This window comes from Pseudomonas oplopanacis (assembly GCF_057128725.1).
Map to the genome: position 1 here is coordinate 208,882 of NZ_JBSKHV010000005.1, position 19,439 is coordinate 228,320.

Annotated in this window: 15 protein-coding genes; 6 read left to right on the forward strand and 9 right to left on the reverse strand. The window is 60.0% G+C overall.

Features of this window, described 5'->3' with window-relative positions; genetic code table 11:
- Positions 1–15 precede the first annotated feature (15 nt).
- Positions 16–462 carry a GNAT family N-acetyltransferase gene (locus ACWKV5_RS13275; RefSeq protein WP_483841605.1) on the reverse strand — a complete coding sequence of 149 codons (447 nt, stop codon included), beginning with the start codon at positions 460–462 and terminating at the stop codon, positions 16–18.
- A gap of 10 nt (positions 463–472) precedes the next feature.
- On the reverse strand, positions 473–1,096 hold the full coding sequence (locus ACWKV5_RS13280) for an FMN-binding negative transcriptional regulator (protein WP_483841606.1): 624 nt from the start codon (positions 1,094–1,096) through the stop codon (positions 473–475).
- A 90-nt stretch (positions 1,097–1,186) separates the two neighbouring features.
- Between ACWKV5_RS13280 and pdxR the strand changes: the two genes are divergently transcribed.
- A complete protein-coding gene (gene pdxR / locus ACWKV5_RS13285) occupies positions 1,187–2,734 on the forward strand; it encodes a MocR-like pyridoxine biosynthesis transcription factor PdxR (protein WP_483841607.1) in 1,548 nt (515 codons plus the stop codon).
- A gap of 5 nt (positions 2,735–2,739) precedes the next feature.
- Here pdxR and ACWKV5_RS13290 read toward each other — a convergent pair whose 3' ends face one another.
- The 7 genes from ACWKV5_RS13290 to aspA all read right to left on the reverse strand — a co-directional run bounded on the left by ACWKV5_RS13290 (position 2,740) and on the right by aspA (position 15,439).
- Entirely contained in the window at positions 2,740–7,287 is a 4,548-nt protein-coding gene (locus ACWKV5_RS13290) for a dermonecrotic toxin domain-containing protein (RefSeq protein ID WP_483841608.1), read from the reverse strand.
- Between the two features lie 150 nt (positions 7,288–7,437).
- Complete coding sequence (locus ACWKV5_RS13295; RefSeq protein ID WP_123433168.1) at positions 7,438–8,538, reverse strand: polyamine ABC transporter substrate-binding protein; 1,101 nt, start codon at positions 8,536–8,538, stop codon at positions 7,438–7,440.
- A 12-nt stretch (positions 8,539–8,550) separates the two neighbouring features.
- Positions 8,551–9,582: a histone deacetylase family protein gene (locus tag ACWKV5_RS13300; protein WP_483841609.1), complete on the reverse strand. Its 1,032-nt coding sequence runs from the start codon at positions 9,580–9,582 to the stop codon at positions 8,551–8,553.
- A gap of 263 nt (positions 9,583–9,845) precedes the next feature.
- Positions 9,846–10,844, reverse strand: a complete 999-nt coding sequence (locus ACWKV5_RS13305) for an AraC family transcriptional regulator (protein WP_483841610.1) — start codon at positions 10,842–10,844, stop codon at positions 9,846–9,848.
- A 173-nt stretch (positions 10,845–11,017) separates the two neighbouring features.
- The gene (locus tag ACWKV5_RS13310) at positions 11,018–12,022 is read right to left on the reverse strand and encodes an asparaginase (RefSeq protein WP_483841611.1); all 1,005 of its coding nucleotides are present in this window, start codon (positions 12,020–12,022) and stop codon (positions 11,018–11,020) included.
- Positions 12,023–12,099: 77 nt separating this feature from the next.
- Positions 12,100–13,551, reverse strand: a complete 1,452-nt coding sequence (locus ACWKV5_RS13315; RefSeq protein ID WP_483841612.1) for an alanine/glycine:cation symporter family protein — start codon at positions 13,549–13,551, stop codon at positions 12,100–12,102.
- A gap of 463 nt (positions 13,552–14,014) precedes the next feature.
- Positions 14,015–15,439, reverse strand: coding sequence for an aspartate ammonia-lyase (gene aspA / locus ACWKV5_RS13320; protein WP_027926288.1), 1,425 nt, complete (start codon positions 15,437–15,439; stop codon positions 14,015–14,017).
- A gap of 180 nt (positions 15,440–15,619) precedes the next feature.
- Here aspA and ACWKV5_RS13325 point away from each other — a divergent pair, with 180 nt between their 5' ends.
- From ACWKV5_RS13325 to ACWKV5_RS13345, 5 genes are all read left to right on the forward strand, one after another.
- Positions 15,620–16,528 carry a LysR substrate-binding domain-containing protein gene (locus ACWKV5_RS13325; RefSeq protein WP_027926289.1) on the forward strand — a complete coding sequence of 303 codons (909 nt, stop codon included), beginning with the start codon at positions 15,620–15,622 and terminating at the stop codon, positions 16,526–16,528.
- Between the two features lie 330 nt (positions 16,529–16,858).
- Complete coding sequence (gene purE, locus ACWKV5_RS13330; RefSeq protein ID WP_008030713.1) at positions 16,859–17,350, forward strand: 5-(carboxyamino)imidazole ribonucleotide mutase; 492 nt, start codon at positions 16,859–16,861, stop codon at positions 17,348–17,350.
- A gap of 11 nt (positions 17,351–17,361) precedes the next feature.
- Positions 17,362–18,444, forward strand: a complete 1,083-nt coding sequence (locus tag ACWKV5_RS13335) for a 5-(carboxyamino)imidazole ribonucleotide synthase (protein ID WP_483841613.1) — start codon at positions 17,362–17,364, stop codon at positions 18,442–18,444.
- A gap of 113 nt (positions 18,445–18,557) precedes the next feature.
- Entirely contained in the window at positions 18,558–18,803 is a 246-nt protein-coding gene (locus ACWKV5_RS13340) for a GlsB/YeaQ/YmgE family stress response membrane protein (RefSeq protein WP_027926291.1), read from the forward strand.
- Between the two features lie 88 nt (positions 18,804–18,891).
- Entirely contained in the window at positions 18,892–19,428 is a 537-nt protein-coding gene (locus ACWKV5_RS13345; protein WP_483841614.1) for a DUF3299 domain-containing protein, read from the forward strand.
- Positions 19,429–19,439 lie beyond the last annotated feature (11 nt).

The following is a 19,439-nucleotide window of genomic DNA, read 5'->3' on the forward strand; positions in this document are numbered from 1 at the left end:
TGTTCTCCTTGAACCTTAAAGGGCTTTGCGAAACTGGATGAAACCGGGACGTTCGGCGATGCGCTCGTAGAGCTGGATCGCGGTGGCGTTGGTTTCATGGGTCAGCCAGTGGACTTTGCAGCACCCGTCCGTTTTGGCGGTGGCGTAGACAAATTCGATCAGTTTGCGGCCAACGCCGGTACCGCGGGTTTCCGGCGTTACCAACAGGTCTTGAAGGTAGCAGGAATTTTCGATGCTCCAGTTCGAGCGATGGTAGATGAAGTTCACCATGCCGACCGCTTTGCCCTCGAGCCACGCCAACGCCGAATGCGTCGTTTCTGTCGGGTCGAGCATGCGTTGCCAGGTGCTGTCAGTGACCGCCTCGGGCAACTCGGTGTTGTAGAAACGCAGGTAGGCTTGCCACAGCGGCAGCCACGCGGCGTGATCGTCGGCGCTGACCTGGCGGATTTCAATCTGACTCATGTCTATTTCCTTAACGCATCAAGTGGGCGAGGGCCTGATCGTGCACATCGGGGCTGGCGGCGAGCCCTTCGCGCACACCGGCGATGTCTTCGGCGCTGCGGTTCTGACTGAGTTTGCGTTTACCTTCCAGGCGCTGGATCGGCAGGGCAAACCCGACAATTGCCTTGAGCATGCCGTCGATGTAATCAGCAGGAGCGTCGGCGACCTTCCACGGCTGGGCGCGGCCGGCTTCGTGACGATCAGTCAACGCGCTGACCAGGTTGAGCAGGCGCTCGGCATCGGTGAATACATCGGCGGTGCCGTAGGCGTGTACCGCGACATAGTTCCAGGTCGGCACGACTTTGCCGTGCTCGGCTTTGCTCGGATAAAAACCGGGACTGACGTAGGCATCGGCACCGGCAAAGATCACCAGCGCTTGCGCGCCGTTCTGCAATTCCTTCCACTGCGGATTGGCCCGGGCGAAGTGGCCGTAGAGGGTGCCATTCGGACCTTCGTCAGGTTTGAACAACAGCGGCAGATGACTGGCTTGCAGACCTTGCTCGCCGTGGGTAACCACCATGGCGAGGCGGGTGCCGAGGATCTGCTGGCGCAGTTCATCGAAATCTTTGATGGCAAAGCTGCTGGGGTTGTACATGGAAATATCCCTTGGCGAATGCCTCCATCCTAGGCAGGCTATTGGTCTGTTGTAAGAGCCATTAATGACCAATTTCATAGGTCCATTGTCATGACCGATGTGCTGCTTTCCTTGTCGTTCAATCCTGCCGGTATCGAACTTGATCGCCGTCAGGGCCTGAGTCTTCAGCTCTACCAAGCCTTGCGCCTGCGAGTACTGGATGGACGACTGGCCAGCGGTACGCGATTACCGGCCAGCCGGGACTTGGCGGCGGCGCTGGCGATCTCTCGCAACAGCGTGGTGCGAGCCTACGATCAGCTCTATGCCGAAGGCTTTATCGAAGGGCGTGTGGGTGACGGGACTTACGTCGCTCAGCTGCCCCAAACCGCGATACCCACCAAAAAATTATCCACAAAAGTATCCACAGGGTTGTCAACAGGGTTATCCACAGCCTTATCCACAAATTGGCTGGATTTACCTGTGATTTCATCCAGTAAAGTTATCCACAGCGGCGCATTGGGTCGCGTTGAAAAGAACCATTTGGCCTTGCCGCCGAGTGGCCCACCGCGTGCCTTTAGGGTCGGCGTGCCGGCATTTGATCTGTTTCCTTTCGAGGTCTGGGCCAAGCTGAACGCGGCTTTCTGGCGCAAGCCGGATTTGCAGCAGTTGTGTTATGGCGATCCGGCGGGCGATGAGCGCCTGCGTGGAATGATTGCCGCCTATTTGCGCAGTTCACGCGGCATGCAGTGTTCGGCTGAGCAAATAGTGATCACCAGTGGCGCGCAGCAAGGGATTAGCCTTTGTGCACAGCTGCTGGTGGAACCGGGTGATGGGGTGGCGATTGAGAATCCGGGGTATCGGGCGGCGGGTCATGCGTTCGCCGTGGCGGGTGCGCGATTGCACGGTGTGGCGGTGGACAGCGAGGGCATCGACTGTCGCGAATTGGCTGTGCTCGAGGATTGTCGCCTGGCGTATGTCACGCCGTCGCATCAATACCCGACCGGGGTGGTGATGAGCCTGGCGCGGCGTCTGGAATTACTGGCCTGGGCTGAGCGCACCCAAGGCTGGATTGTCGAGGATGACTACGATGGCGAATACCGTTACAGCGGCGCGCCACTGGCGCCGTTGGCGGCACTCGATCGACAAGGACGGGTTTTGTACGTCGGGACCTTTGGCAAAGTCGCCTTCCCGGCTCTGCGCCTGGGTTACCTGGTGTTGCCGCCGGCGTTGGTGCAGGCGTTCTCTCAACGGCGGGCGGTGGACGTCCGGCACTCCGAAGTGAGTACTCAAGCGGTGATGGCCGAGTTCATGGCCGCCGGACATTTTCAGCGGCATATTCGCCGCATGCGTCGCGCCGCCCTGAGTCGACGCAATACATTGCTGGCCGGTTGGCCGAAGGACATCCCCGGTATCGGCAACCTGCCGAGTGTTGCGGCAGGACTGCATTTGACGGTCGCGGTCGACTCTCAAGCCCGTGAGCGCGAACTGGTGGAAAAAGCCGCCAGCGTCGATGTCGAGATCAACGCATTAAGCAGTTATTGGTTGCCGGACACACAGACACCGGTGGACCAGCGGGCCGGGCTGGTCCTGGGTTTTGCGGCGGTACCCGAGGCGGCGATCAGTGCTGCACTCGGGCGTCTGGAAAAAGTCTGGCGCTGATCTACCTACAAGAAGAACAGTGCATCGGCCAGGCGATGGTTGATTTCCGCACGATAAATGGCAATGGATTGAAGTGCGTTCAAGCGGGTGTGCTTTTCATAGGCCCCGCCTGACCCGCGTTGTTCGACGGTCTTCAAGTGCGCTGCGGTGAAGGCTGTTCTCGGGCTGTCGGATGCCGGGTAATGAAAGTGCGCATACCAAAGGACTTTGCGGGTTTCGTGATCGCGAATCTCATACTCATCCAGATAGTCTTTGCGCGGTCCCTTCAAGCGTCGATGCTCCGGCAGTGGTTTGCCGATCCTGTGGATGGTTACCTCGCCCTTGCTGTGCAGCCATTCAACACGCCCAGCAGTGGGCAGCTGTCGCTTGGTCATGCTGATACGGATATCGGTGCCTTTTTTGTAAAGCGCAGCCGCTTCATCGTCTAGTGTTTTTTTGACGGTGACAGCCGACCCCGGGCCGCTTTCGGTGGCATTGTTATCGGTCAGGCCTTCCTCGATAGCGCCCGACGCTGTTTCCATTCGGCGGGCGTGCTGATGAAACATCTCCTCGATTTCCAGCGGAATACGGCGATCACCTTTTGAGTGGGCCTCGGTACGTCGCACGAAAGATTCCTGCTGTTCCAGTAATGCTTCACCGTTTTGCACGCTGACCGCCAGCGTTGGAGGAATGATGACGGGTACGGCCGTTTTGACAGGCACATGTTCGAACCAGACGCCGGGTGTTTTCTCATGGAACGTAGCGATCACCTTCCCGGTGAGGGGGGAGGTCACGTCGACCAGATCGGAGTCGGTAGAGTTCGCGCGCGTTCGCGGCTTGCCGACGACGGAGCCTTTGAACCGCGTTTTGATGAGGCGATGCGGGGCCATTACCGGTCGCGACGGTCCCGGAACCGGTTCGAGGGTCTTGCGTTCATGCAGCAACCCCGACAGGTGTTTCACGGCGCGCTCATTGAACGCTTCGATACGTTGACGCATCAAGTCCAGTGACGGTTGCAGCAACTGTCCAGGGTACTCATCGGGCAAGTCGAGAATACGTTGGTCGATGGTTGTGAACTGCTCCACCAGATCGCTGAATCCTTCAATCCGTTCGGGTAGCGCCAGGGGATTGTCCTTGGCGAGGTCCAGTGACGACTGGATGGTGAGGCCCGCGTCTTCGACAAGGGTTACCAGCGCCTTATGGGCAGGCTCGGTGGCGACCGTGCCGGTGTCATTAAGGCAGAGCTCCTGAGCGAGGCTGATCTGAAACAGCTTCAGGTCGTGCAGGTCAAAGATTGGCAGTCCTTTCGTGTATTCCCTGGCGGTTTCGGCACCTTCTCTGCCCAGTCGGTTCAACTCCTCGATCCGGGCCTGGGCAAACTCGATTTTGTCGATAAAGCCCTGGGTTATATCGCTGGTCTGTTGATGAACCTGCCGTCGTGTCTGGGTGGATTCGTTCGGCTCTCCGTCAAACAGAGCCAGCGAGCGACGCATGCAAGTGCCAAATACAGCGTTTTGCCGGTTGAACCACATCTCCGTCAGCAACAGCTGTTGATCCAGACAACTGACCAGGACGGCGCGGTAATTGATGATGGACTCAAGCACGTTGAATGCCTTGAGCTGATCAATGTAGACGTCGTAAACGGCCAGCTGTTTATCCAGCGTTTCGATCAGTCTGCGACCATTGGGATCATCAACGCCTGATGCGGACGAGGCAGCTGCTTTCTCGGCGGATTCGAGTGCGGTCTTCAGCGCCATTTTGTTCGTATCGAAGGTCTCCAGTTGCTTACGCAGCGTCTCTTTACGCTGTGCATTTTCCCGCACCAATTCTTTTCGGCTACGGCCACCGCCGCGCAACCTCAGGCGTGTGTCGACGACCCATTGTCCGTTTGCGGAATGAGTCAGCAGGGGGCCAGTGCCTGGTGGGGACTGACGGCTATCGATGATTTGCACGAACTCGTTGTCGTTGATCATGACTTCGAACCAGCGCTGGCCAACCTGGGCGTACCATTTATTGTTGAGCGGGCTCAAAAAACGATGGGGGCCGACTTCGTTTGAGGGGCTTGCCAGGCCTGCAGGTTTTGCAATAGCCAACCCGTCCAGCAGAGTCCCCAGGCTTGTTCGCGCGAGGGCACCGTGGGCATACAAATGGGTCTTGTGATTCGCTGGCAGCCGTTGACCGGTGATATCGCGAAGCTGGGTCACGGCGATTGTCGGCCTCGGCGTGGGCTGTTGCTCCAGCGTCAACACCGTCTTTTCAACCACGCGGCTGGCGGTGTGGCGCGTCGCTGCGTAATGGGCCAGGACCATGCCGAGTGACAGGAACAGGTCGGTCAATGCCGTCCATGCATCGTCACTGTCGCCTTTCTCGCTGGCTTGATTCGCATCTTCCAGGTCGCTCATGATTTGCCAGACCCAGGCCGCGCTGGCTGCCGTTTTACCCAGGAATGGCAGTGCAATGTTGAACAGCGCCCATGCCCCATGCTTGAGGGTCTGCCAACGACTTTGGGCATTGGAGACCGACTGCCGGTCCGCCAGGGTGATCATTGCGTTGGCATTGGCGGTGAACAGTGTCGCCAGTGCAGGTTCCTCCAGAGGTGTGGCCGCTAGCCTGACGGTGCCCATCATGCCGAGGGCCGACGTTGGATCGACCAGCCATTGCGACAGTGTCCAGACCGACGGCAGTTGGCCGGGAAATACGTACTGTGAGTAGTTGAAGCGCACATCGTCCGGCAACCAGGCCAACACCGATTGGCGAAGCGTCTGGTTATGTTTTATCGCATACAGCAGGTTGGTTTCGCCGGGATATTGCAACAGCGGCGGATCAAGCAGCGGACGAAAAAGCAGGCACGGACCCCTGTCGGCGAGACGTGGCCCGATGACAAACATGTTTGCAACCTCGTCGGCCTTGTTGCTTATGCGGCCCCCGGGAATGAACGCGAGCGGACGAATGATGATTTCCTGGCCGTCCACAAAACGCTCGGCAGGCTTTTCCTGCATCGCCGCAACCACGTACCGGCACCCCTGATCATCGATACCGGCCTCGCCACGAATTTTGTGCTGCAGCGTCTGAAGTGGCAGCTGGATGCGCAGGTGGCTGGCGAACAGGTGTTGCCGACGTTGTGTTTCCTTCGTGTCACCGAGCAGTTTCTGCTTGATCAGCGCGGGATAGGCTTCACCGATGTTGACCTCGGTGACCAGCTTTTCCAGGTAGGCCGGTGTCATCCAGGTCTCAACGGCGTTGCCGTCGGTGCGGTGAACGGTCTTGTTACCCAACGGCAGGGCTATCAGATTCTGCAGGGCCAGGTCGATCAGCGACAGTGTGACGGTTTCGGTTTTACCCGGTACGGCAATGGCGCCCAGGATCACCGGGCTGGTGATACTGAGTTCAAGCGTTTCGAGCCTGGCGTCCGTCGCCTCCGGGTGATCTTTCAGCACTTGGTCTTTCAGTGCTTGCAGCGTAAACGCCGGGAGCGGTGGAATGTCATCCAGAAAGGATTTGCCCGCCTGTTGCTCCCGAAGCTGCGCCAGGTCCATCAAGTGTCGGCTGTAGCTGGTCAGGTCCGCCGGTTGAGCATTGAGCAGCCAGTCGGGCAGCAAGTGTTCGATCTGGCTGAAGCGCCCTTCGTCAGAGTCCTTTCGGTTTCTGATAGCGTCGATGGCTCGGCGGGCAAGACCACCTTTCGTAACGGTGTCTTGAAGCTGGCCGATCGCTGCGACTTCGAGCGCAATTAGCGCAGTGGCTTGATGGTCGAAAAAATTGCCGGTGGGCTCATATAAACGCCACCGCAAAGTATGCGGCGCCGATGTGGTTGCAACGCGTGCAGGCAGTGTTTCACCGAATGATTCCAGCGAGTCGTACCGTTTGAAGCCCTCCGTGATCGAGTGGCTGATCACCAGCGTGCGTTTGCCCAGCGTGCCCACCAGTACGGCCACGTCCAGCACCCACAGATGCTTGTCCGGTTCATCGATGTCGATCAGGCAGGCCCTTGATGTGTAGGGATCGTTACGGTGTCGGGTGGTTTTATCCGGGTGGTTGAACAAGGCCAGTGCCATGGCCTTTTGATCCTCATCCCAGCCTGAAGCCTGCTCGATGTTCCAGAGGTTGTGCAGTGAGTCCGAGAGTTGATGCCAGCGCGGTGTTTCGCCCTCTGTCTGCTGGTTCCAGTAATCCAGTTGCTGCTCTTGATAGGACACGAACAGCAGCGGGATCAGTTGATTGATCAACCGACCTATGTCGTCGATCTTGACGGGCAACTGGATCGCAGGCTTCACCCCCGGTTGCAAGGTCAGGAAGTGTTCCCCGTCAATGTAGGTCGCGGTCTGCGCCGACAGCGTGAGCCGCACCAACACATCGGTCAACGATTCGAACCGGCGTGGGCCGGGCATGACCTCGCTCTCGGTGACGGTCCAGGTCGGCGTCACGACCATGGCCTTGACCGGATCGATACCCAGGTTCGGGTAGGCGCTGTCGAGTGCCGTGCGCAGCGCGTTCGACGCCACCTCCCAGAGCGAGGGGCCAGTGACCAGTTGGGTCAATACATCTTCGGAGCGGGTGGACGAGGTGTCGGGCATGGCCATTTCCTTTGTGCCGATAAGAACGCTGGCCACGGGGCCGCGCTGGATCAGGGCAAGGTAGAGGGCTGTCGAAGGCCGAAGGTGGTAGATAGTTATCGCAGGCAAAAAAAGACCCGCTCATTGGCGGGTCTCCTCTTCCAACACGGTTCAGGTGCCTGACTTGATCTTGGTCCAGGCCCGGGTGCGCGCACGTTCGGCATCGCGCGGCAGTGGTTGCAGGGTGTACAGCGTGCTCATCGCCGTTTCGGTCGGGTACAGGTTCGGGTTGTTGCGGATCGCCGGGTCGACCAATTCGGTGGCGTCCTTGTTCGGGTTCGGGTAGCCGACAAAGTCGCTGACCGGCGCGATGACTTGAGGTTGCAGCAAGTAGTTGATGAAGGTGTAGGCGTCTTCCGGGTTCTTCGCACCTTTGGGAATCGCGAGCATGTCGAACCAGATCGGCGCGCCTTCTTTTGGCAGGCGCATGTCGACGATCACGCCGTTCTTGGCTTCCTTGGCGCGGTTGGCCGCCTGGGAGAAGCTGCCGGAATAACCGACCGCGACGCAGATGTCACCGTTGGCGATATCGGCCATGTACTTCGAGGAGTGGAAGTAGGTGATGTACGGGCGGATCTTCATCAGCAGCGCTTCAGCCTTGTCGTAGTCCGCAGGCTTCTTGCTGTTCGGGTCGAGGCCAAGGTGTTGCAGGGCCAGCGGCAGGATCTCCGACGGCGAGTCGAGCAGGGCGACGCCGCACTGCTTGAGCTTGCTGATGTTCTCTTCCTTGAAGATCAGGTCCCAGCTGTCCACCGGCGCATCGGCACCCAGTACCGCTTTGACCTTGTCCGGGTTGAAGCCGATCAGGATGGTGCCGTACATGTAGGGCACGGCGAATTTGTTGCCCGGGTCGTTGGCCTCGATCAGCTTCATCAGCTTCGGATCGAGGTGATTCCAGTTCGGCAGCTTGCTGCGGTCCAGCGGCTGGAACACACCGGCTTCGATTTGCTTGGCGAGGAACACGTTGGACGGCACCACCACGTCATAACCGGAGTTTCCGGTCAGCAACTTGGCCTCCAGCGCTTCGTTGGTGTCGAAAATGTCGTAGACCAGTTTGGTCTGGGTGTTCTGGGCCTTGAAGTCTTCCAGCGCCTTGGGCGTGATGTAGTCGAACCAGTTGTAGACGCGCAACGTTCGCTCTTCAGCATGAACCGCACCACTGAGCACCGTGGCGCACAGGGTGGGGATGATAAAACGCTTGAGTCTGTTCATTGTTCTAATTCCTCATTGGGCGCTTTCAAAACCTTCGAGAACGTTCACGGCATTGATGCCGATTTCTTCTACCGCGTAACCGCCTTCCATCACGAACAGCGTCGGCTTGCCGAGACGCGCGATGCGCTCGCCCATGGCCAGGTAATCGGGGCTGTCGAGCTTGAATTGGGAGATGGGATCGTCCTTGAACGTATCGACGCCCAGGGAAACGACGACAATGTCGGCGCCGTAGTTTTCGATCTCTTTGCAGGCCTGATCCAGCGCTGCACTCCATGTGTCCCAACCGCTGCCGGCGGGCAGAGGGTAGTTGAAGTTGAAGCCTTCACCCGCGCCTTCGCCGAGCTCGTCTTCATAGCCGAGGAAGAACGGGAACTCGGCTTCTGGGTGGCCGTGGATCGAGGTGAACAGCACGTCGCTGCGTTCGTAGAAAATCGATTGGGTGCCGTTGCCGTGGTGGTAGTCGACGTCGAGGATCGCGACCTTTTTGTGGCCCTGATCGAGGAATGCCTGGGCGGCGATGGCGGCATTGTTGAGGTAGCAATAACCGCCCATCAAATCGCTGGCGGCGTGGTGTCCCGGTGGACGGCACAGGGCGAAGGCACTGCGCGCACCGCGCTGGATTTGTGCTTGGGCGGTCAGCGCCACTTGCGCCGCGCTGTACGCTGCTTGCCAGGTGCCGGCGGTGATCGGTGCGCCGCCGTCGAAGCTGTAATAGCCGAGTTGGCCGTGCAGGCTGGCGGGCTTGATGGCGCGCAAGGTTCGGGCCGGCCAGGTGTAGGGCAGCAAGTCGCCGTCGGTATTGAATTCGGTCCAGCGTGCCCAGGCACCTTTGAAGAAGTCGAGGTAGTCACGGCTGTGGATGCGCGCGATCGGGTCGAGGCCGAAATCCTGCGGTGCTTCGACCGGGCCGAGGTTCTGGTTCTTTACGCGTTGCAACACATGGTCAGCACGCGACGGCATTTCGAAGCAGGGCTTGAGTTGCCCGTCTATCAATTCGCAACGGCCATGGTGCAGGTGGTGATCGTCCGAGTAGATCGTCAGCATTTTCTTGTTCTCCGCAGGCTGATTCGGTTGAACACAGTCTTGCGGCAGGCGGCGTTTGGGAGAACGGCAGGAAAGGCCAAAAGGGGATTGATATGGCCAAAAGGTTTGACCGAAATTCGCCCCTTGATGGTGCGGCTGTGCCCATTGTTGGATATCTAATGCGGACAGTGTGGGAGCGAGCCTGCTCGCGAAAGCGGCGTGTCAGACGATTCCAGTGTTGGCTGTGCCGCCGTCTTCGCGAGCAGGCTCGCTCCCACAGGGGGTTACCGGTGGGGCCTGAACTGACTCGGCGCCACACCACTCCAGCGCACAAATGCATGACGAAAACTCGCGGTCTCGCTGAAGCCCAGCGCCTCGGCGATCCGGTAGATCGGCGTCTGGTCTTCACAGAGCATTTGCTTGGCCTGCTCGAAACGCAGTTCATCGAGCAATTCCTGATAGCTGCACCCCGAATCCTTGAGGTGCCGACGCAAGGTCCGCGCCGAACAATTCATCTGCTCCGCCAGTCCCTCAAGCCCCGGCGCTGCATTCAACTGCGCGCTGAGCAACTGCCGAATTCGCCCCAGCCACGCCTGGCGCCCGGTGAACTCGGTGTTCTGTTTGCGGCAGCGTTCGGCCATGGCTTGATGGGTGATGACATCGGCGAGCGGCAATGGCTGGTCGAGCCAGTTGCGATCGAACGCAAACGCGTTGTCCCGCGCTTCGAAATTCAGCTCGCAAGCGAAGTGCTCTGCGTACGTGGCCTGATAGTCCGGTGCGGTGTGTTCGAAGCGTGCGGCCAGCAGCGGTAGCGGGTGACCGAGCAGGTCGTCGCAGATCACTTTCAACGACACCAGGCAGAATTCGGCATTGAACACCGCCATTGCCGGGCTCTCCCGGTAATCCGCCGCGACGAACCAGACACGCTCGCCGTCGTCTTCCAGGCTCAGTTCGAAAAGTGTTCCCAACAGCGCCGGATAGCGCATCGCCAAGCGCAAAGCGTCACCGAAGGTGGCACTGGTGAGCAACGCGTACCCGAGCATGCCGTAGCACGAAACGTGCATTCGCCGGCCCAGTTCCAGGCCGATGTCACGCTTGAGCGCGACCGCGTTGGCGCAGACCTGCATCTCCTGATTGGTGGTGATGCGCGTGTCCGCCCGGTTCAGGTCCGCCGCGCTGATGCCGCTTCCGGCGAGCAAGTCCTCGCTGGACAGGCCTTGGTCCTTGAAGGTGTTGAGCACCAGGGAGACGGCGTTGAGGGTGGTGAGGTGGGAGTGGAGCATGGGTGGCTTCCAGCCGTGGAATGGCTGGAACGCAGCAAGTTATATGCCTGATGGAGATCCCTGTGGGAGCGAGCCTGCTCGCGAAGGTGGCGGCACATCCAACAATGATGTGACTGATATATCGCATTCGCGAGCAGGCTCGCTCCCACAGGGTTTTGTGTCGTGCCTTAAGATCAGACGAGTTCGCCGCAGAGGTCGAGTTCTACCAGGCGACGCACTTCTGCGTTATCCAGTCCTGCACCCAACAAAGCATGCAACTTGCCGAACGCCGCCTCACGGGTCATGCCGCCACCCGACAGTACGCCAACGCCACGCAAACGGCTGCCGGCCTCGTACACGTCCAGTTCAACACCCCCTTCATGGCACTGCGTCACGGCGACCACCACAACACCTTTGTCCCGCGCCCGTTCCAGGCTGGCGAGAAACTCGGGGTTATCACTCGGCCCGGTGCCACTGCCGTAGCACTCCAGCACCAGACCTTGAATGCCGCTGGCGAGCAGGCCATCCAGAATCTCGGCACCGATACCAGGGAACAGCGGCAGTACGGCGACTTTCGCCAATTGCTTGGGCTGGTTGTAGGTCAGCGATGCCGGCAAGGAAGAAGCCTTCACACCGCCACCCTGGCGCTCAAGCCGCTTGAACGGATGACGACCGAAACTGCGCACTTTCGCGCAACGGGTCGGGTCCAGCAGTTCGCCGTGGAAGTACAGATGAACCCCCGGTGCCAGGCCATGGCCGAGGGCGACCAGCGCACCGCTGAGGTTTTCCCAGGCATCGCTGTCGGTCACGCCGGCCGGCAGCATCGAGCCGGTGAAACACACGCGGGCATGCAGGCCGAGCAATTGAAAACTCATGGCCGCCGCGCTGTAGGCGAGGGTGTCGGTGCCGTGCAGGATCAGCACGCTGTCGCAGCCCTGCACATCAACTGCGTCGACCACGGCTTCGCGCAGTTGCTGCCAGTACGTGGGGGTCATGTTGGCGCTGTCGATCAGCGGCGACATCTCGCGAAAGCGCCACTGCGGCACCACCAGTTCAGGCTGGCTGTGCAGGTATTCACGCATCCGCGCTTCGAAACCGGACGCCGGGGCCAGGCCGTGGGCGCTGGCTTGCATGCCGATGGTGCCACCGGTGTAGAGCACCATGACGTGCTGGGCGGCAGGGTAGGTCGAGGAATTCATGGAGGTTCTCCGAGAACAATGAGTTCCTGTGGGAGCAAGCAAGCTTGCTCCCACATGGGATACCGCACTTTAACCGATCAGCGTTGCGCTGCGGGTACGCCTTGTGGCTCGGCTTCTGCCTTGGCGACCGCCGCTGGCGGGTTGGCCGGCCAGGCTTGCAGGTCCAGGTCCAGATCCGGGAATTTGCTCGAATCGAACACCGGGGTCTTGATCCCGGCAGCACGCTGGTCATCGTAGTCACGCAGGATGCGCATGCCGACCTTGAACAGCAGGAACAGCGCGATCAGGTTCACGAACGCGAGCATGGTCATGGTGATGTCGGCAAAGGCGAACACGGTGCTCAGATTTTCGATGGCACCCCAGAAGATCAACACCAACACCAGTGCGCGGTAGCCGATCAGCGCCTTGCGGTTTTCACCGATCAGGAAGCGCAGGTTGCTCTCGCCCAGGTAATAGTTGTAGAGAATCGAGGTGAACACGAACAACGACAGGGCCACGGAAATGAACATCCGGCCCCAGTCACCAACGACCGCCGCCAGCGAGTTCTGGGTCAGGGCAATACCGTCGCCTTCGAAGCCCGGGGTGTAGAAGCCCGAGAGCAGGATCAGCAGCGCGGTGCAGGTGCAGATCACGAAGGTGTCGAGGAACACGCTGAATGCTTGAACCACGCCTTGTGCCACCGGGTGTTCGACCGACGCGACTGCTGCCACGTTGGGCGCACTGCCCAGGCCCGCTTCGTTGGCAAACACGCCACGCTTCACGCCCATCACAATCGCGCTGCCGATCAGGCCGCCGAACGCCTGGTCGAGACCGAACGCGCTTTTAACGATGGTCATCAACATCGCCGGGACGTGATCGAATTGCAGCACGATCACGTAGATGGTCACGCCGATGTACACCAGGGTTTTCACCGGCACCAACAGGTCGGCGACCTTGGCGATGCGCTTGATCCCGCCGATGAACACCAGGCCCAGCAATACTGCCAGCGCGATGCCGGTGTAGGTGGTGTCGAGGCCGAAGGCGTTGTTCAGCGAGTGAGTCACGGCGTGGGATTGCAGGCCGTTGAAGGCAAACCCGAAGGTCACCAGCAACAGGAACGCCATGATCATGCCCAGCCAGCGTTTCTGCAGGCCGTGCTGAATGTAGTAGGACGGGCCGCCACGGTAGGTGCCGTCGGAATCGCAGCGCTTGTAGAGCTGGCCGAGGGAACATTCGAAGAAGCTGCTGGACATGCCGACCAGCGCGGTCACCCACATCCAGAACACCGCACCTGGCCCGCCGAGGGTCACGGCAATACCGACACCGGCGATGTTGCCTGCACCGACGCGGCCGGCGAGGCTGAGCATCAGGGCCTGGAACGAACTGAGTTGACCGGCGCTGCTTTTGAGGCTGTCGCCGAAGACCGAGAACATGTGGAAGAAGTGGCGCAATTGAACGAAACGCGAGCGGATCGTGAAGTAGCTACCGAGCCCGACAATGAGCACGATCAGTACTTTCCCTGAGAGGAAGTCGTTAATGACTTCGAGCATGGATTATTCCTCGCTGTTTTTTGTTTAGGCAAATGTTGGGCAGGCAGCAACATCGCGTTACACCGCTGTGCGCGTGGCACGACAGGTGAGGCGCGTGTTCGTCCCGGTCCCATTTCGCAGGTTTGTTATTAGTTCGGGTTTCGCATGGGTTTGGGCCTCGTTACCGACGACCGCTCATGCGAAGAGGGGCGGCACTATACCTAGGAGAGTGCCGTCCGTCTGCACAGTTGTGGTGCAAGCGATAACGCGAAGCCTTTGAAACACCTGACATTTTTGCGCCAGGTTATGTGGGAACTGCTTTTCTGTGGGAGCGAACTCGCTCCCACATTTCTCAGTCTCCAGACATTCATTTGCTGCCAAAAAGTTAAAAAAAAGGGCTTGGGGATAAATCCCCAAGCCCTCAAAAGGTGAGAGGTGTCTAGTCCCTCGACCTGGTGAGCGGTGCTACAAGTAACGCGTCGGTTCAGGCTTTAAGCGGAACCAGACGTGGAGCAATCATGTTTTCCGGGCGCAGGATGTCGGCGAGCATGGCGTCGTCGAGCAAGCCTTCTTCGCGCACCAGTTCCAGCACGCCGCGGCCGCTTTCGAGGGCGATACGGGCGATGCGGGTGGCGTTTTCATAGCCGATGTACGGGTTCAGTGCGGTGACCAGGCCGATCGAGTGCTCGACCAGTTCGCGGCAGCGCTCTTCGTTGGCGGTGATGCCGGTGATGCAGTGCTCGCGCAACATGTCCATGGCGCGTTGCAGCAGACGGATCGAGTCGAAGATCTTGAACGCGATCAGCGGCTCCATCACGTTCAGTTGCAGCTGGCCGCCTTCGGCCGCGATGGTCAGGGCCAGGTCGTTACCGATGATCTGGAATGCCACCTGGTTAACGGCTTCCGGAATAACCGGGTTGACCTTGCCTGGCATGATCGAGCTGCCTGGCTGACGCGCTGGCAGGTTGATTTCGTTGATGCCGGTGCGTGGGCCGCTGGACAGCAGGCGCAAGTCGTTGCAGATCTTCGACAGTTTGACCGCGGTACGCTTGAGCATGCCGGAGAACAGTACGAAGGCGCCCATGTCGGACGTGGCTTCGATCAGGTCGGCGGCCGGCACCAGCGGTTGACCGCTGATCAGTGCCAGGCGCTGAACGGCCAGGTGCTGGTAACGCGGGTCGGCATTGATGCCGGTACCGATCGCAGTACCGCCCAGGTTCACTTCGGTCAGCAGTTCAGGAGCCAGTGTTTTCAGACGCGCCAGGTCTTCGCCCAGGGTCGTGGCGAATGCACGGAATTCCTGGCCCAGGGTCATCGGCACGGCGTCTTGCAGCTGGGTACGACCCATCTTCAGGACGTGGCTGAATTCTTCACCTTTGGCGGCGAACGACTGGATCAGGCTGTCGAGGCTGGCCAGCAGTGCGTCGTGACCCAGCAGCAGACCCAGGCGGATCGCGGTCGGGTAGGCGTCGTTGGTGGACTGCGCCATGTTCACGTCGTTGTTCGGGTGCAGGTATTGGTATTCGCCTTTCTGGTGACCCATGGCCTCCAGAGCAATGTTGGCGATGACTTCGTTGGCATTCATGTTGGTTGAAGTGCCAGCGCCGCCTTGAATCATGTCCACCACGAACTCTTCGTGGAAATCGCCGCGGATCAAACGTGCGCAGGCTTCGCTGATGGCAGCGTGCTTGGCTTCGCTCAGGTGACCCAGTTCGCGGTTGGCGTCAGCGGCGGCCTGTTTGACCATCGCCAGACCGACAACCAGCTTCGGGTAATGCGAAATCGGAACGCCGGAGAGGCGGAAGTTATTCACCGCTCGCAGGGTCTGGATGCCGTAATACGCTTGAGCAGGTACTTCGAGTACGCCAAGCAGGTCTTTTTCTGTGCGGAAAGATGCAGCGGAGGACATGATAGAAATCATCTCGATATGGACCCGGTCTGTGCCGGAACACCGCAAATGCTAGGCTTGTGGAGAATTTTCGGCCAATGCTGTTAAACACTGGCCTATGCACATTCGGCATAATGCCCATGTGACGCCGCGTGTGCGGCAAGCGTGTGACCTAAATTGGTGCGTGTCCGGGAGGGCGTGATGAATCTGGAAAGTAAATGGCTTGAGGACTTCAGCGCCCTGGCCGCCACCCGCAGCTTCTCCCAGGCTGCGGAACGCCGCTTCGTGACACAACCGGCGTTCAGCCGGCGGATCCGCAGCCTTGAAGCCGCGCTGGGGCTGCAACTGGTCAATCGCTCGCGCACGCCCATCGAGCTGACGGCGGCGGGGCAGTTGTTTCTGGTGACGGCGCGGACCGTGGTCGAGCAGTTGGGCGAAGTACTGCGCCATCTTCATCACCTCGAAGGCGGGCAGGGCGAAGTGATGCAAGTCGCCGCCGCTCACTCTTTGGCGCTGGGTTTCTTTCCGCGTTGGATCGCGCAACTGCGTAACGAAGGTTTGAACATCGCGACGCGCCTGGTCGCAACCAACGTCGGTGACGCGGTGCACGCGTTGCGCGAAGGCGGCTGCGATTTGATGTTGGCGTTCTATGACCCGGATGCGGCGTTGCAGATGGACCCGGAAATCTTCCCTTCGCTGCACCTCGGCCATACCGAAATGCTCCCGGTGTGCGCGGCGGATGCGGACGGCAAACCGTTGTTCGATCTGGAAGGCGAGGGCAGTGTGCCGCTGTTGGCCTACAGCGCCGGCGCGTTTCTCGGTCGCTCGGTCAACATGCTGTTGCGCCAGCGGGCGCTGCGTTTCACAACTATTTATGAAACCGCCATGGCCGACAGCCTGAAAAGCATGGCGCTGGAAGGCTTGGGCATTGCCTGGGTGCCGCAACTCAGCGTGCGCGCCGAACTGGCTCGCGGCGAACTGGTGGTGTGTGGCGGCCCGCAATGGCATGTGCCGCTGGAGATTCGGCTGTACCGCTGCGCGCTGGTGCGCAAGGCCAACGTGCGGTTGCTGTGGCGCAAACTTGAAGGCGGCGCCGCGCAAGGCACTTGAACACACCGACCATCCCTGTGGGAGCGAGCCTGCTCGCGAAAGCGCACTCATGTTCAACATCTAAGTTGACTGTCACACCGCCTTCGCGAGCAGGCTCGCTCCCACAAGGGATTTGTGGTGTAGTTGGCTGACTCGCAAGTCAATAAAACCGGCCCTTTGCGCCGTATGACAGATGGTCGTTTCGGGGGCTGTTTATCTGTGTCATTACGGTATACTGCGCGGCCTTCGGCCGGTTCGCCCGGCCATAATTCGTACAATCAAGCCACGCATCCTGCGTGGCTTGTTGTTTTTTGACGCGCCTGCGGGCGCCCAGAGAGAAGAGGCACGACGATGAGTGCACTGGTTGGCGTGATCATGGGCTCCAAGTCCGATTGGTCCACCCTTAGCCACACCGCCGATATGCTGGAAAAGCTCGGCATCCCTTACGAGGTGAAAGTGGTCTCTGCCCACCGCACCCCGGACCTGCTGTTCCAGTACGCCGAAGAGGCTGAGGCCCGTGGCATTGAGGTGATTATCGCCGGTGCCGGTGGCGCGGCCCACTTGCCAGGCATGTGTGCGGCCAAGACCCACCTGCCTGTGCTGGGCGTACCGGTGCAGTCGGCGATGCTGTCCGGCGTCGATTCGCTGCTGTCCATCGTGCAGATGCCGGCCGGCATTCCGGTTGCGACCCTGGCCATCGGCAAGGCTGGCGCGATCAACGCCGCGCTGCTGTCGGCGAGCATCCTGGGCGCCAAGCATCCGCAGTTCCACGAAGTGCTGAAAACTTTCCGCGCTGAGCAGACAGACAGCGTCCTGGACAATCCAGACCCACGCATCGCCTGAGGTTGTTGACGATGAAGATCGGTGTAATCGGTGGCGGCCAGTTGGGTCGCATGTTGGCGCTGGCGGGCACCCCGCTGGGTATGAACTTCGCTTTCCTGGACCCTGCGCCGGATGCTTGCGCAGCCGCGTTGGGCGAACACCTGCGGGCCGATTACGGCGATCAGGATCACCTGCGTCAGCTCGCCGATGAAGTCGATCTGGTGACCTTCGAATTCGAAAGCGTGCCGGCCGAAACCGTGGCGTTCCTCTCGCAATTCGTGCCGGTCTACCCGAGCGCCGAAGCCCTGCGCATCGCCCGTGATCGCTGGTTCGAGAAGAGCATGTTCAAGGACCTGGGGATTCCGACCCCGGCGTTCGCCGACATTCAGTCGCAAGCCGATCTGGACGCCGCCGTGGCGTCCATCGGTCTGCCGGCCGTGCTGAAAACCCGCACCCTGGGTTACGACGGCAAGGGCCAGAAAGTCCTGCGCAAACCGGAAGACGTGGTCGGCACCTTCGCCGAGTTGGGCAGCGTCGCTTGCCTGCTGGAAGGCTTCGTGCCGTTCACTGGCGAAGTGTCGCTGATCGCCGTGCGTGCTCGCGATGGCGAAACCCGCTTCTATCCACTGGTTCATAACACCCACGACAGCGGCATCCTCAAGCTGTCCGTGGCCAGCACCGATCATCCGCTGCAAGCCCTGGCGGAAGACTATTCCAGCCGCGTGCTCAAGCAGCTGGATTACGTCGGCGTGATGGCGTTCGAATTCTTTGAAGTCGACGGTGGCCTCAAGGCCAACGAAATCGCCCCGCGCGTACACAACTCCGGGCACTGGACCACTGAAGGCGCCGAGTGCAGCCAGTTCGAAAACCACCTGCGGGCCGTTGCCGGTCTGCCGCTGGGCTCGACGGCCAAAATCGGTGAGAGCGCAATGCTCAACTTCATCGGCGTTGTACCGCCGGTTGAGAAAGTGATCGCGATTGCCGATTGCCATCTGCACCACTACGGCAAGGCGTTCAAGGCCGGTCGCAAGGTCGGTCACGCCAACCTGCGCTGTGCGGACCGCGAGACGCTGGCGGCGCAGATCCTCAAGGTCGAAGCGCTCATCGCCGAATAAGATAGTTTCATGTGGCCGCGGCGGAACCATTCAGGCACCGCCGTTCTCTCATGGCAGGATGCCAAAGTCTGACTAGGCTTTGGGCATATCCAAATCATTCAGAGGGAAATGCCATGGGAATTATCGGAACCATCTTTATCGGCTTGATCGTCGGCCTGCTGGCTCGGTTCCTGAAACCGGGCGATGACAGCATGGGTTGGATCATGACCATCCTGCTCGGTATCGGCGGTTCGCTGGCGGCCACTTACGGCGGCCAGGCTCTGGGCATCTACCATGCGGGCGAAGGCGCTGGTTTCATCGGTGCGCTGGTTGGCGCGGTGGTGTTGTTGGTGATCTACGGTTTGATCAAAAAGAACTGATCCAAAGCGACAAAGCCCCCTCTGCGCCGCACGCAGAGAGGGCTAGAATGCTCGGCGACTTATCGCCCTTCCTTTACCGAGCACCTCAATGCGCCGTCTTCTGTTGACTCTCCTTTTTCTGGGCAGTGGTTTGGCCCATGCCGGCGAACTGCCGGAAACCGACTGGCTGGAATTGATGCCCAAGTCGGACCAGAAAGCCCTCGAGGCCATGCCCGAAATCGATCACAACACTCCCGAAGGCGATGGCACCTTTACTGCGAAAGGTGGCATGAAGCAGAGCAAAGGCTTGCCGGCGGTGATGTATTCGACCAAGACCGTGCCGTCGATGAACGACAAGAACATCCGCATCGGGGGTTACCCGGTGCCACTGGAGTCCGACGCCAAGGGTCGCAGCACGCTGTTCTTCCTCGTGCCGTACCCGGGCGCCTGCATCCACGTGCCGCCACCGCCGCCAAACCAGTTGGTGCTGGTGCGTTATCCGAAGGGGTTGAAGCTGGATGATATCTACACGCCGCTGTGGGTGACCGGCACGTTGAAGATCGAGAAGGTCAACAATGATCTGGCTGATGCGGCGTATGCGCTGGATGCGGCGAAGGTTCGGGTAGTGAAGGAATCGGATCTGTAACGCGCCAGTAA

What these genes read in the sequence shown, in the direction of transcription:
- purE (WP_008030713.1), top strand. Translation starts at nt 16,859, where the DNA reads ATGAGTGCACTGGTTGGCGTGATCATGGGCTCCAAGTCCGATTGGTCC.
- ACWKV5_RS13275 (WP_483841605.1), bottom strand. Translation starts at nt 462, where the DNA reads ATGAGTCAGATTGAAATCCGCCAGGTCAGCGCCGACGATCACGCCGCG.
- ACWKV5_RS13300 (WP_483841609.1), bottom strand. Translation starts at nt 9,582, where the DNA reads ATGCTGACGATCTACTCGGACGATCACCACCTGCACCATGGCCGTTGC.
- ACWKV5_RS13345 (WP_483841614.1), top strand. Translation starts at nt 18,892, where the DNA reads ATGCGCCGTCTTCTGTTGACTCTCCTTTTTCTGGGCAGTGGTTTGGCC.
- ACWKV5_RS13315 (WP_483841612.1), bottom strand. Translation starts at nt 13,551, where the DNA reads ATGCTCGAAGTCATTAACGACTTCCTCTCAGGGAAAGTACTGATCGTG.
- ACWKV5_RS13305 (WP_483841610.1), bottom strand. Translation starts at nt 10,844, where the DNA reads ATGCTCCACTCCCACCTCACCACCCTCAACGCCGTCTCCCTGGTGCTC.
- ACWKV5_RS13325 (WP_027926289.1), top strand. Translation starts at nt 15,620, where the DNA reads ATGAATCTGGAAAGTAAATGGCTTGAGGACTTCAGCGCCCTGGCCGCC.
- pdxR (WP_483841607.1), top strand. Translation starts at nt 1,187, where the DNA reads ATGACCGATGTGCTGCTTTCCTTGTCGTTCAATCCTGCCGGTATCGAA.
- ACWKV5_RS13295 (WP_123433168.1), bottom strand. Translation starts at nt 8,538, where the DNA reads ATGAACAGACTCAAGCGTTTTATCATCCCCACCCTGTGCGCCACGGTG.
- ACWKV5_RS13340 (WP_027926291.1), top strand. Translation starts at nt 18,558, where the DNA reads ATGGGAATTATCGGAACCATCTTTATCGGCTTGATCGTCGGCCTGCTG.
- ACWKV5_RS13280 (WP_483841606.1), bottom strand. Translation starts at nt 1,096, where the DNA reads ATGTACAACCCCAGCAGCTTTGCCATCAAAGATTTCGATGAACTGCGC.
- ACWKV5_RS13310 (WP_483841611.1), bottom strand. Translation starts at nt 12,022, where the DNA reads ATGAATTCCTCGACCTACCCTGCCGCCCAGCACGTCATGGTGCTCTAC.
- ACWKV5_RS13335 (WP_483841613.1), top strand. Translation starts at nt 17,362, where the DNA reads ATGAAGATCGGTGTAATCGGTGGCGGCCAGTTGGGTCGCATGTTGGCG.
- ACWKV5_RS13290 (WP_483841608.1), bottom strand. Translation starts at nt 7,287, where the DNA reads ATGCCCGACACCTCGTCCACCCGCTCCGAAGATGTATTGACCCAACTG.
- aspA (WP_027926288.1), bottom strand. Translation starts at nt 15,439, where the DNA reads ATGTCCTCCGCTGCATCTTTCCGCACAGAAAAAGACCTGCTTGGCGTA.